Source organism: Streptacidiphilus albus JL83, assembly GCF_000744705.1.
Taxonomy (GTDB): Bacteria; Actinomycetota; Actinomycetes; order Streptomycetales; family Streptomycetaceae; genus Streptacidiphilus; species Streptacidiphilus albus.
Window position 1 is genome coordinate 6,988,999 of the sequence record NZ_JQML01000001.1, and the last position, 12,224, is coordinate 7,001,222.

Here is a 12,224-nt window from a genome sequence, read left to right on the forward strand (position 1 = left end):
TGGTTCATATCGCCGATGTCCTCGCCAGACGCCACGTGCCAGCTGCGGGCCTTTTTCTCTCGCTCACCCGAAGATGCCCGCTGAGTTGCGCGCACTGCTCCACCAATTCCACGATCCGCAGCGAGGAGCACGCGGCCGCGCCGTTCGTGCGGCTGGTCGAGAGTTTTACGCCGCAATCCCGTCCTGAGTTCGTCTTCCTCACCGGTGGGGAGGCGCTGCTGCGGCTGTCGACGGTGCGTCGGATCGCCCGGGTGGCACGGGAGCGGGGATCAAGGACGGTGCTGATCACCGGGCTGTTCTTCGCCCGGGCGCGAGGCACGGTACCGGCCCGGCTGGCCGAGGTGCTGCGGACGGTGGACCACGTGGTGGTGAGCCACGACCGCTTCCACGCCCCCGAGGTCCCTCGGGCGCACGCCCTCGACGTGGTCGCCGAACTCCTCGGTCTGGGCGTCGACACCAGCTTCCAGCTGGTCGCGGACGGTCCCGACGACCGCTACATCGCCGAGACCGTGGCCGAGATCCGGGCCCGCTTCGGCGATCGCGTGCCCGCTCTGGTCGCCCCCCTCGGTGCGGCGGGACGCGGAGCCGCGCTGCTGGACGCCGTCGAACTGATCGACACCCTCCAACCCGGTGTCCGGCCCGGCGGCCCGCCGCCACCGAGCGGCCCGCCCGCGCCCGTTGCCGCCTCTGCCCCTGCTGCCGCCGCACCCGCGCCCTGCGCGATGGCCGCCTGGCCCACCGTCGCCTACGACGGAACCGTGGTCGCCTGCTGCAGCCAGGACGTGGTGGACGGCCCGGCCCCCGAACACCTGGTCCTCGGCCACGCGGCCCGGGACCCGTGGTCGTTGATCGCCGAGCGCTGCGCGGAGAGCCCGACCCTGCGCGCGATCCGGACCTACGGGCCGGAGCTGCTGACCGACCGGTTCGCGCCCGGCTGCGCCTCCGGGGGCTACTGCACGAGCTGCCTCCGGATCGGCGGCCGGCCCGAGGTGCTCCGGGGCGCGGAGCAACTGGTCCGCGAGCCGGTGTTCCTGGCGACCGAGGCGTTGGTGGTGTTGGCGCAGACGGCCGCCGGTCCGGAGGCCTTCGCCCGGCGCTACGGGGTCCCCGAGTACGCCGGGCTGCTCACCCTCGGGCGACCGGGCGGGACCGACCGCGAACCGGTCGGGGAGGCGGGCTGATGCGCAGACTCAGGCTCGACGACGTGGACCGGATCCGCTACCGGCGCGGCAACGCGGTGCTGCTGTTCCTCACCGACCGCTGCCCGGTCGGCTGCCTCCACTGCTCGGTCGACTCCCGCCGGGACAGCCCCAGCGTCCGCGACCACGAGCTGCTCCGCGACATCGTCGGATCGCTCGCCGACTACCGGCGGCTGTCGATGGTGGGCATCTCCGGCGGCGAGCCCTTCATCGAACGCCGGGCGCTGAGCCACGCGGTGGAGACGCTGTCGGACGCCGGCAAGAGTGTCGTGCTCTACACCAGCGGGCTGTGGGCCAGGGCCGATCCGGTGCCGCCCTGGATCCGGCAGGTCCTCGCCCGCACCTCCTGCCTCTTCCTGAGCACGGACGCCTTCCACGCCAAGGCGATCGACGACGGCCGCTTCGTCGCCGCGCTGCGGGCGGCGGCGGACCAGGGGGCACCGGTCGTGGTCCAGGTGCTGGACCGGCCGGACGACGTGGCCGAGGCCAACCGTCTGCTGGGCGCGGCCTTCGGTGCGTCCTGGCCGAGCCATGTCGACCTCAATCTGCTGGTGCCGCTCCCGTACGGCCGGGGTGCGGCGGTCTTCGGCCGCCCCGCCGAGGCGCGCGGCGACTCCTTCCCCCGCTGCCGGATCGCCGCGACCCCCGTGGTCCGCTACGACGGTGCGGTCACCGCCTGCTGCAACGAGTCGCTGATCGTCGGGCACGGACCGGAGCGGCTGCGCGAGACCCACGCCGACGGCGCGGCGGTGGTCGACGCCCTGGAGCGGATCTGGGGCGACCCCTTCCTCCGGATCCTGAACAGCAGCGGTGCCGCCGCCGTGACCGCGCATCCCCGCTACGCCCCGCTCGCGGAGCAGAAGTTCCGCGGGATCTGCGACTTCTGCAAGCACGGGCAGGAGCTGACCCCGGCGCTCGGCGCCGACACCGACCCGCTGCTGGCGGGGATCGCCTCGGTGGCCGAACTGACCGCGGCGCGGCCGCAGGCCGCCGGAATCCGGAACAGGTGACCAAGGTGACGACGACCGACCGGCCCGCCCCCGCCCCGGCAGGCCCCGCCGCCGAGAGCCCGAGTACGCGGCTGCGCGCCGCGATGGGGCTGCTGCTGCCGGCGCTGAGCGGTGCGGGCACCCGGCTCTGGTACCGGCAGAACCTGGCCGAGGTGTATCCGCGCTACCTGGTGGCGATGCATCAGGTGATCAGGGCCAGCGTGCCGTTGATGGAGGACGCCGTGCGCGCCCTCCGCGCAGTCGGCGACCGGGGAGCGGCCGGCGACCGCGGAGCAGCCGGGCGAGGCGCCGGGGACCGACTGATCGTCGACTACCTCGAACGCCACATCCCGGAGGAGCGCGACCACGACGACTGGGTGCTGGAGGACCTGGAGCGGCTCGGCCACACCGTGGACGGCGTCCTCCGCGTCCACCCCTATCCCGCGGTCGCGACGCTGGCCGGTGCCCAGTACTACTACATCCGGCACCACGATCCGGCCGCGATCATCGGCTACATCGCCCAGTTGGAGGGCTACCCGCCGGACGAGGCGCTACTGGCCGCGGCAGCCGAGCGGACCGGACTGCCGTTCGCCGCGTTCCGGACCATGCGCAAGCACGCCCATCTCGACCCGTTCCACCGCCGGGACCTCGACCTGCTGGTCGACGCCCTGCCGCCGGATCCGCACCGCAGCGCGCTGATCACCGGTAGTGCGCTGGAGGCCGGAGCCGCGCTGGTCACCCTGATCGAGCAGGTCTGCGCGCGTCCGCCGATCGGCATGCCGGCCCCCGCCCCTGCCAACGCCCCTGCCGACGCCCGGGCCGACGCGGACGCGAGGGGCTGAGTGGCCGATGACGGAGAACCAGGTCCAGCGGGGCACCCGGCCGGACAACGCCGGTGGTCCGGCCGCCGTCCACTGCCCCACCTGCGCCTCCGTGGTGCTCCCGGGCAGCCGCTACTGCCCGATGTGCGGGATGCCGATCGCGGTCGCCCGGCCGGAGCCCGGGCGCGGCAGCCAGGCCCGCAAGAACGTGGTGGTGCTCTTCACCGACCTGGTCGGCTTCACCCGGCTCGGTGAGCGGCTGGACCCGGAGGCGCTGTCCCGGCTGCTGGACTGCTACTTCCGCGCCGCCACCGACGCGGTCGCCGAGCACGGCGGCGTGATCGAGAAGTTCATCGGGGACGCGGTGATGGCGGTCTTCGGGCTGCCGGTCTCGCACGGGGACGACGGCGTCCGCGCCGTCCATGCCGCGCTGCAGCTGCACGGTGAGATCGCCCGGCTCAACACCACCGCGATCGGCGACTACGGGGCGGCGCTCGAACTGCGCACCGGCATCGGCGCCGGTGAGGTCGCGGTGTCGACCGCGCCCGACGGGACGTACCGGGTCGTCGGCGACGCGGTCAACACCTCCGCCCGGCTGCAGCAGGCGGCCGACCCCGGGCAGATCGTGCTCGGCCACACCTCGGCCTGGCTGGTCCGCGGTGCGGTCGACCTGGAACCGGTCGCGGAGGTCATGGTCAAGGGCAAGGCGGAGCCGCAGCGCCGCTGGATGGTCCGGGGGCCGGTCGCCGCGCCGACGGCCCCCGGACCGCCCTGATCGGCCGTGAGCGGGAGCGGGCGCTGCTGGGCGCGGCCTTCCGCCGGGTCGGTGAGCGGCGCCGGGGCGGACTGCTGGTGCTGTCCGGCGACGCGGGGATCGGCAAGACCCGGCTGCTGGCCGAGGCTGCGGCCGACTGGACGGACGCCAGGGTGCTGTCGCTGCGCTGCGCGGCCTGGGGCAGCCCGGGACCGCTGGAACCGGTCCGGTCCGCGCTGGCGGAACTGCTGGGCGCCGACTGGATCGGGGAACTGCCGCGGCAGTTGCCCGATGCCGCCGACGCCGGGCTGGTCGCCGAGCAGCTGGGCCGTGCCCTCGGCCTGCGCGAGGGCGGCACCAGTCCGCAGGAGACCGCCTGGAGCCTGCGCCGGGTGCTGGAGGAGTCCGCCCGGCGGCAGCCGCTGGTGCTGCTCTGCGACGACTTCCAGCACGCCGGTCCGGCCCTGCTCGACCTGGTGCGCGACACCGTCCCCGAGACCCGGGCGCCACTGCTGTTCGTGGCCGCCGCCAGGCCGGAGTTCAACGAGTCGGTGCCCGGCTGGGCCGACGCCGCCGGGGGCGAGCTGGTGGAGGTCGGGCCGCTGGACGCGGTGGACTCGTACCGGCAGGCCGTGCTGCTCTGCGCCGCCGCCCGCGCCGAGGCTCCCGCCACCGGGGCCGCGGCGGAGGCGTGCAACGCGCTGCGGGCGGCGGAGGTGGCGGCGGCGGCCGAGGGCAACCCGCTCTTCGCCGAGCAGTTCGTCTCCGCGCTGCTGGACGACCCCGGTCTGGCGGTGCCGCCGACCGTGCAGGCCCTGCTGGAGGCGAGGTTCGACGGGCTGCCGAGCGCCGAGCGGCGGCTGCTGCAGCGCGCCTCGATCGTCGGACGCGATTTCGCCGCCGAGGAGTTGGAGGCCCTGGCCGGCTTCGATCCGGCCGTGCCGCTCTACCCCGGTCTGGACGGGCTGCTCCGCCGCTCCGCCCTGGGCCGGACCGGCTCCGCCGCGGCGGGCCCGGGCGGCGGCCAGGCGCTGCAGTTCGTCCCCGGGCTGCTGCACGACGTCGCCTACGGCAGCCTGCCGAAGGCCGAACGCTCCAGCATCCACCAGCAGTTCGCCCGCTGGCTGGACCGGTGCCCGGACAGCGAGCCGGAGGTGATCGGCCATCACCTGGAGACGGCCTACCTGCTCGGCCACGCGGCCGGCTCGGCCACGGTGACCCCCGCGCTGGCGGCGGCCGCTGCCGGGCGGCTGATCGAGTCGGCCCGCCAGGCGGACGCCAGGGGCGATGTCAGCACCGGCGCGGCCACCCTGCGACGGGCGCAGTCGCTGCTGCCAGCGGGCGATCCCCGGCAGCGGGCGGTCGGACTGCTGCTCTGCGACCTGGAGTCCGAGCTCGGCGACCAGGCCGGCGCCGAACGGGCGCTGGACGCCGCCGACGCCGCGATCGGCGCGGACCCCACCTGGCCGGCCGTGGTCGAGCTGCAGCGGACGCTGGTGGCGGTGCGCAGCGATCCGGGCCGGCTCCAGCGGGCGGCGGAGCTGGTGGCCGCGACGCCCGCGCCGGAGGCCGCCCGGGACCACGACTTCGCCTTCCGCCGCCATCTGCTGACGGCCCACCTCCGGGTCTCCGACATGCGCTACGGCGACGCCGGCGCGGAGCTGCTGGCCGCGCTGGCCCATGCGGCGGAGAACGGCCGGGACCGGGACCGGGTGCTCACCGGCCTGGCCGAACTCGCCCTGTGGGGTCCCGAGCCGGTGCCGGTCGCGCTCGCCCGCTGCGAGAACCTCACCCAGCGGCTGGGCGGGGACCGGGGCCGACTGCTGCCGGTGCAGGCCGCGCATGCGGGGCTGCTGGCGCTGAGCGGGGACGTCGACTCGGCGCGGCGGCTGGCGGCGGTGGCCTTCGCGGGCGCCGAGGAGCTGCGGCTGACCCACGCCAGGGTCGTCCTGCGGCAGATGGCCGGGCTGATCGAGGCGCTGGCCGGGGACCACACGGCCGCCGCCACCGAGTACCGTACGGCGGCGGCGACCTTCCAGGACCTGGGCCGGCGCGGCGTCGCGGCCTCACTGGACGTACTGGCGGCCCGTCAGCTGCTGGAGCAGGGGGACGCCGTGGCCTCCGGCGCGCTGCTGGGGGCCTGCCGGGGGATGATCGATCCCGGTGACGTCGCGGCGCAGGTCTGCGCGGCCTCGCTCGGCGCGCAGCTGAGCTCGGCGGCCGGACAGCCCGAGGGCGCCGTGGCCGAGGCGACGCGGGCCACGGAGTTGGCCGAGCGGACCGACGACCTGCGCGGGCAGGGCGACGCCTGGCTGGACCTGGCCCGGGTGCTGCGGGCGGCCCGGCGCCCGGCCGAGGCGGGTGCGGCGGTGCGGCGGGCCACCGAGCGCTACCGGGCCAAGGGCGCGGCGGTGCTGACGGAGCAGGCGCAGCGGTTCGAGCGAGCGCTGCGCCTTGAACAGACGGGGCGGTCCGAGCAGGCTGGGCGGTCCGAGCAGGCTGGGCGGCCCGGGAGCCTCAACGGGACCGGGCAGGTGCGGCCGTGACGATGCCCGGGTTCATGCCGGCGTGGAGCACGGCCACCGACCAGCCGGGGCTGTCCTCGGTCTGGCCCGGCGCCTTGGACCGTGACTGGGCCTGGGGCGGCGCGGACGGCACGGGGGTGCGGGTCTGCATCCTCGACAGCGGCGTCGACACCGGGCATCCCCGGGTCGGGCCGATCAGCGGCACCTACGGGGTGGTCACGCTCCCGGACGGGACCACCGGCATCGACCACGACGACAGCGGCGACGGCGCAGGACACGGCACCGCCTGCGCCGGGATCATCCGGGCGCTGGCCCCCGGCGCCGCGCTGACCAGCGTCAAGGTGCTGACCTCGGGCCTCAGCGGGGCGGGCGCCGCATTGGAGGCGGCGCTCGGCTGGGCCGTGGCCGAGGGCTTCGACGTGATCAACCTGAGCCTGTCCACCCGCAAGCCCCAGGTCCGCGACCGGCTGCGCGAACTCGCCGACTCGGCCTACTTCAAGGGCTCACTGCTGGTGGCCTCGGCGCACAACTTCCCGGTGCTCAGCTATCCGTGGACCTTCTCCTCGGTGATCTCGGTGGCCAGCCACAAGCACGCCGACCCCTGGCTGCACTACTACAACCCGGAGCCGCCGGCCGAGTTCCAGGCCCACGGCGTCCAGGTGGACGTGGCCTGGGCCGGCGGCACGAGCATGCGGGCCACCGGAAACAGCTTCGCCGCACCGCACATGTCGGCGCTGGCCGCGCTGATCCTTTCCAAGCACGGAAATCTGACGCCGTTCCACGTCAAGGCGATGCTTCACCTCACGGCAGCAAACGTCGGAAAGCACGGAGAGGAGCCCCCGCATGGGCGCAGTTGAGCCAGGACCGCCCACCTTCACGGGCAGCGCCTCGGGGCGTGCGGTCCTGCAGCACACCGTGGAAATCGCCCGTACCGTCTTCGACGCCTACAGCGCGTCCATCCTGTTCCTGGACGAGGACACCGACGAGCTGGTGTTCGAGGCGGTGGCGCACCCCCAGGAGCAGCACCTGATCGGGATGCGCTTCCCGGCCGGGGCGGGGGTGGCGGGCTGGGTGCTCCAGTCCGGCCAGTGCATGATGGTCGACGACCTGTCCGCCAATCCGGCCTTCTCGCTGGAGACGGCGCGGTCCACCGGGCACATCCCGACCTGCATGATGGCCGCGCCGATCGTCGGGGCCGACGGCTGGATGGGCGTGATGGAGGTCATCGACCGCTCGGACAGCTTCCGGGGCTGCCTCTCCGACGTGACCCTGCTCGCGCTGCTCGCCGAACAGGCTTCGGCAGCCATGGAGTCGATCGTTCAGATGCACCGGCTCGGCGCCGCCGCCAGGGAGCCGGCGGCCGAAGTCCGGCCGGCGCCGCAGCGCCCGCCGCAGCCGCAGTAGGAAAGTGGCGCAGTGTCAGTGCTGAGCTCCCGGAAAGGCCCGCCGAACGTCCGTTGTCCGCCGTCGCATCCAGGGAAGGCATCGTGACCGACACCTCCTCCGCCGTCGCCCCGCCGACCGGTTCCGACCTGCCCCGGCCGACGTCCTCCTCCTCGCCCCTGCGCCACCGGGGCATCCGCGGGCTGCTGCTGTCCGAGATCATCTCCTCGGCCGGCAGTCAGATGACGATGCTCGCGCTGCCCTGGTTCGTGCTCGCCACCACCGGCTCGATCTCGCGGATGGGCTTCGTCTTCGCCGCCGAACTGCTGCCGGTGGCCCTGCTCGGGATCCCGGCCGGCCTGCTGGTGGCCCGGACCGGGGTGCGCCGGATCATGCTGGCCGGCGACGCGCTGCGGGCGGTGCTGATCGCGGTGGTGCCGGTGCTGCGGCTGTTCGGCGCACTGAGCTTCCCGCTGCTGCTGGCCATGGTCGCCGTGGTGGGGGCGGTGTCCACCCCCTATGTCGCGGCCCAGCGCCTGGCCCTCCCCGAACTCGTGGGCGAGGACGAGCAGTTGATGCTGCGCGCCGGCGGGCTGCTGGAGGCCGCGATCCGAGGCGCCTCACTGATCGGCCCGGCGCTGGCGGGCCTGGTGATCGGGCTGGTCGGCGCGGTCAACGTGCTCTGGGTGGACGCCGCGACCTTCGTCATCTCCTTCGCCCTGCTGACCACCCTGCCCCGGCCGGCCGCCGACCTGTCCGCCGCCGCGCGCAGCGAGGGCGTGCTCACCGGGGCCCGGGCCGTCCTCGGCGACCGGGTCCTGGCGACGGTGACCGGGGCCTCGCTGCTCTACGGTTTCTTCTTCCCGTTCGTCATCGCCTCACTGCCGGTGATGGCCGAGCTGCGGTTCGGGCACAACCCGCACACGGCGGGCCTGCTGCTCGGCGCCTGGGGCGGCGGAGCGCTGCTCGGGGCGCTGACCACGGGACGGTTCGCGGACCGGCTGAACCCGCTGCGGATGGGCGCGTACGCGGCGCTGGCCCTGGACGCGGTGCTGTGGTTCCTGCCCTGGCACTTTCCGGCGGCGGTGGTCGTGGTGGTCCTGGTCAGCTCCGGGTTCTTCACCCCGCTGCTGAACACCCCGCTGCTGACGCTGCTGCTGAGCCGGACCGAGCCGGCGGTCCGGGCCCAGGCGGTGACCTTCGTGATGACCGCCAATCTGCTGGCGGGACCGGTGGCCTTCGCCGTCTCCGGCTTCGCCTTCAGCGGGTGGGGTGTCGAGCCGGTGCTGGCCGTGGTCGCGGCCGGACTGCTGGTCTGCGCGCTGCTGCTGACCCGGCTCGCCTTCACCGTGCCGCAGCCGGAGCAGGAGGAGCAGCCGGGGGAGGAACCCTCGACCCGTCAGGAACCGCAGTCGCACCAGGAACCGCAGTCGCACCAGGAACCGCAGTCGCACCAGGAGTCGAAGCCGCAACCACTGCCGGAGTGACGCGGCCCGGCCCGCGGAGTCCCGGACCACCGTCCCCTCACCTCTCCCGGAATGGCCCCCATGGACGAGTCGACGCACAGCCCCGCCACCTGCCCCGCGCACGGTGCTGCCCGCGTCGTCCGCAACGGCACGGTCGTCCAGGCCCATGCGCGGCTGCAGAAGTACCTCTGCCAGCAGCCGGACGGCTCCCGGCACAGCTTCACCGGGCCGGTCCTCGGCGCGGCGGCCGCCGCACCGGCCCCGGGACATCCGCCGCGCCATCGCTACGCCGCCGAGTCGATCGCCCGTGGCCTGCTGGCCGTCGCCCGGGGCGCCACCTACCGGCAGGCCAGGATCGCGGTGCTGGGGGCGGGTTCGGCCGCCGGCACCGCCGACGGACAGCTGATCGCCCGCTGGGTGCGGTCCTTCGGCCCGGTGGCCGCGCGGCGGCTCGCCGGCGGCGACGGCCCCAGGGTGGCGGCCGCCTGCCGGCACGCGGTCGAGGGCCCGGGGGAGCGCTGGCTGCTCGCGGTCGTGGACGGGGCCTCGGAACGGCCACGCGTCTGGCCGGTGTCGGTCGAGCGCACGGTCGACGAGGCGGCCTGGCTGCGGCTGTTCGCCGACTACCGCTCCCGTCCGGACCTGGTGCTCTGCGAGGAGCCCGCCCAGCGCGCGGCCGCCGTCCACCGCTGGGGCAGCCCGGACGCCGAGTTCGGGGCCACCGGGCGGAGGGTGCTCTGGTTCGACTCCGGGGACGAGGGAGCGGAGATCGTCGGCCACCTGCTGCCGACCGACCTGGCGGGCACCGACCGCACCGACCGTTCCGTCCGCGCCGCCGAGCCGCTGCTCCGCCGGCTGGCCGTCCGTGCCGGGGCGATCCGCTCCTGCGAGCAGGCCCGGCTGATCGTCAACCTGATGGCGCTGGAGGCCGGCGGCGCGGTCACGGTGGAGTCCTTGGCGGCCGTGGTCCGCGATCCCTGAGCGGAGCGGCGGGCATGCTCCGCGGACTCAGCTCGCCGACCGCGTCCCGGCCGATCCCACCGGAACCGGTGGGGCCGTCGGGACGGCCGCGCCCCGAACCGCGGCCGCCTCCTCCGATGATTGCGTGCGGCGTTCGAGTCGGGTTGCCAGCAGGGCCAGGCCCAGGGCGGCGCCGGCGAACAGCGCACCCAGCCAGTCCGGCGCGGTCCAGCCGAGGCCGGCCGAGACCACCAGGCCGCCGGCCCAGGCGGACAGGGCGTTCCCCAGGTTGAAGGCGCCGATATTGACCGCCGAGGCGAGCGTCGGGGCCGCTGCCGCGAGGTCCAGCACCCGCTTCTGCAACGGCGGGACGGTGGCGAAGCCCAGCGCGCCGATCAGGTAGACCGTGACCGCCGCCGCGATCCGGTCGTGCGAGGTGACCGTGAACAGCGCGAGCACCACGGCGAGGGCGCCGAGGGTGATCCGCAGCATCGGCATCAGCGCGCGGTCGGCGAACCGTCCGCCCACCAGGTTGCCGGTGACCATGCCCAGGCCGAACAGCACCAGCAGCCAGGTCACCGAGGTCTCGGCGAAGCCGGTGACGGCGGTCGCCATCGGGGCCAGATAGGTGATCGCGGCGAAGACCCCGCCGAACCCGAGCACGGTCATCGCCATGGCCAGCAGTACCTGCGGATTGCGGAACACCGCGATCTCGTGGCGCAGTCGGACGCCGGCCGGCCGGGGCTGCTCCGGGACCAGCCGGGCCACGCCGAGCAGGCCGAGCACCCCCAGCGCGGCGACCCCCAGGAAGGTCACCCGCCAGCCGAAGTGCTGCCCGACCAGCGTGCCGAGCGGGACACCGACGACATTGGCGACGGTCAGGCCGGTGAACATGGTGGCGATCGCCCCGGCCCGCCGCTCCGGGGCGACCAGGCCGGCGGCCACGATCGTGCCGATGCCGAAGAACGCGCCGTGGGCCAGCGAGGCGATGATCCGACCGGCGAGCATGACGCCGAAGACGGGTGCGAGCGCGGAGACGACATTGCCGAGCACGAACAGGCCCATCAGCAGGACCAGCATCCGCCGCCGGGGGACACGGGTGCCCAGCACGGTCATCAGCGGAGCGCCGAAGAGCACGCCCAGGGCGTAGCCGGTCACCAGCAGACCGGCCGTGGGGATGGGGACGCCGTAACTGCCGGCGATCTGCGGCAGCAGTCCCATGATGACGAATTCGGTGGTGCCGATCCCGAAGGATCCGATGGCCAAGGCAAGGAGCGCCAGTGGCATGAGTCTGCCTTCCAGTGAGATTGCAGGGGCAGCTTGTACTCGTCAACAATAATTGCAGACGCTTCATAGTTGCAACCGCGCACTATCTCGCAACGAGGGGTACTCTGGGGGCACGCGAGGCGAACGGACGGTGAGGGCGACGATGACGGCGACGGATGCGGAGCTCACTGCGCTGGCCCAGGGCTGGTGCTCGCTCTCCGTGCTGCACGGGCGGATCGAGATGCACATCGAGCAGGCTTTGCTCGCCGAGCACGGTCTCAGCGTGCGGGAGTACTCGCTGCTGGACGTGCTGAGCCGGCAGTACGCCGGGGAGGGCGGACACCTGCGGATGGCCCAGGTCGCCGACGCGGTCGTGCTCAGCAAGAGCGCCACCACCCGGCTGGTCTCCCGGATGGAGGACCGGGGCCTGCTGACCCGCTACCTCTGTCAGACCGACCGGCGCGGGATCTACACCGAGGTCACGGACTCCGGCCGCGAGCTGCTGGAAGCCGCCAGGCCCACCAATCAGCGCGCCCTGCGCGAGGCGCTGGACGCGGCCTCCGGCGATCCGGAGCTGCTGCCGCTGGTACGGGCCCTGGCCGGGGCGGACGCCAGCGCCACCGCCACCACTCGCTGAGCCCTGGCCGCTCCGGCGGCTCGGCGGCCCCGCTCAGTGGTCCGACCTTCGGCGACCCCATTGTGCGGAGCTGGCCCTGATCCTGAGCCAGTGATGGCCGGAACTCTGTCATACATCGGATGTCTTGCTTGCCAAGGATGAGGCCCGCCGCATACAGTCCCCTGCGTCGGCCTATTCATCCGATCTTTCAATGGATCTTGCCGGCGTTCCGTGGGCCGTTCCGG

Annotated in this window: 11 protein-coding genes; 10 read left to right on the forward strand and 1 reads right to left on the reverse strand. The window is 74.2% G+C overall.

The window, feature by feature from the left end; genetic code table 11:
* The first annotated feature begins 35 nt into the window (after positions 1-35).
* The 9 genes from BS75_RS30770 to BS75_RS30810 all read left to right on the forward strand — a co-directional run bounded on the left by BS75_RS30770 (position 36) and on the right by BS75_RS30810 (position 10,118).
* Positions 36-1,181 (forward strand): radical SAM protein, encoded by a 1,146-nt coding sequence (locus BS75_RS30770; protein ID WP_231608200.1) that lies wholly within the window; start codon positions 36-38, stop codon positions 1,179-1,181.
* A complete protein-coding gene (locus BS75_RS30775; RefSeq protein WP_034090596.1) occupies positions 1,181-2,209 on the forward strand; it encodes a radical SAM protein in 1,029 nt (342 codons plus the stop codon). The genes BS75_RS30770 and BS75_RS30775 overlap by 1 nt, the downstream gene beginning before the upstream one ends.
* Positions 2,210-2,214: 5 nt before the next feature.
* Positions 2,215-3,030: an iron-containing redox enzyme family protein gene (locus BS75_RS48645; protein ID WP_063771558.1), complete on the forward strand. Its 816-nt coding sequence runs from the start codon at positions 2,215-2,217 to the stop codon at positions 3,028-3,030.
* Positions 3,031-3,037: 7 nt separating this feature from the next.
* The gene (locus BS75_RS30785; RefSeq protein WP_034090597.1) at positions 3,038-3,784 is read left to right on the forward strand and encodes an adenylate/guanylate cyclase domain-containing protein; all 747 of its coding nucleotides are present in this window, start codon (positions 3,038-3,040) and stop codon (positions 3,782-3,784) included.
* 26 nt (positions 3,785-3,810) lie between these two features.
* Positions 3,811-6,309 (forward strand): AAA family ATPase, encoded by a 2,499-nt coding sequence (locus BS75_RS30790; protein ID WP_231608201.1) that lies wholly within the window; start codon positions 3,811-3,813, stop codon positions 6,307-6,309.
* A 2-nt stretch (positions 6,310-6,311) separates the two neighbouring features.
* Positions 6,312-7,145, forward strand: coding sequence for a S8 family serine peptidase (locus BS75_RS30795; protein WP_042439736.1), 834 nt, complete (start codon positions 6,312-6,314; stop codon positions 7,143-7,145).
* The gene (locus tag BS75_RS30800) at positions 7,132-7,692 is read left to right on the forward strand and encodes a GAF domain-containing protein (protein ID WP_042439734.1); all 561 of its coding nucleotides are present in this window, start codon (positions 7,132-7,134) and stop codon (positions 7,690-7,692) included. The genes BS75_RS30795 and BS75_RS30800 overlap by 14 nt, the downstream gene beginning before the upstream one ends.
* An 83-nt stretch (positions 7,693-7,775) precedes the next feature.
* Positions 7,776-9,158, forward strand: coding sequence for an MFS transporter (locus BS75_RS30805; protein WP_052069808.1), 1,383 nt, complete (start codon positions 7,776-7,778; stop codon positions 9,156-9,158).
* A gap of 60 nt (positions 9,159-9,218) precedes the next feature.
* Positions 9,219-10,118: a hypothetical protein gene (locus tag BS75_RS30810; protein ID WP_034090599.1), complete on the forward strand. Its 900-nt coding sequence runs from the start codon at positions 9,219-9,221 to the stop codon at positions 10,116-10,118.
* A 27-nt stretch (positions 10,119-10,145) separates the two neighbouring features.
* On the opposite strand, the gene BS75_RS30815 is transcribed toward BS75_RS30810, so the two are convergent.
* Entirely contained in the window at positions 10,146-11,384 is a 1,239-nt protein-coding gene (locus BS75_RS30815; protein ID WP_042439729.1) for an MFS transporter, read from the reverse strand.
* 142 nt (positions 11,385-11,526) lie between these two features.
* On the opposite strand from BS75_RS30815, the gene BS75_RS30820 reads away from it, so the two are divergent.
* Positions 11,527-12,000, forward strand: a complete 474-nt coding sequence (locus BS75_RS30820; protein WP_034090600.1) for a MarR family winged helix-turn-helix transcriptional regulator — start codon at positions 11,527-11,529, stop codon at positions 11,998-12,000.
* Positions 12,001-12,224 lie beyond the last annotated feature (224 nt).

Excerpts from the sequence above, each read along its gene's own strand:
- BS75_RS30775 (WP_034090596.1), top strand. The coding sequence starts at position 1,181 with ATGCGCAGACTCAGGCTCGACGACGTGGACCGGATCCGCTACCGGCGC.
- BS75_RS30785 (WP_034090597.1), top strand. The coding sequence starts at position 3,038 with ATGACGGAGAACCAGGTCCAGCGGGGCACCCGGCCGGACAACGCCGGT.
- BS75_RS30795 (WP_042439736.1), top strand. The coding sequence starts at position 6,312 with ATGCCCGGGTTCATGCCGGCGTGGAGCACGGCCACCGACCAGCCGGGG.
- BS75_RS30800 (WP_042439734.1), top strand. The coding sequence starts at position 7,132 with ATGGGCGCAGTTGAGCCAGGACCGCCCACCTTCACGGGCAGCGCCTCG.
- BS75_RS30810 (WP_034090599.1), top strand. The coding sequence starts at position 9,219 with ATGGACGAGTCGACGCACAGCCCCGCCACCTGCCCCGCGCACGGTGCT.
- BS75_RS30815 (WP_042439729.1), bottom strand. The coding sequence starts at position 11,384 with ATGCCACTGGCGCTCCTTGCCTTGGCCATCGGATCCTTCGGGATCGGC.
- BS75_RS30820 (WP_034090600.1), top strand. The coding sequence starts at position 11,527 with ATGACGGCGACGGATGCGGAGCTCACTGCGCTGGCCCAGGGCTGGTGC.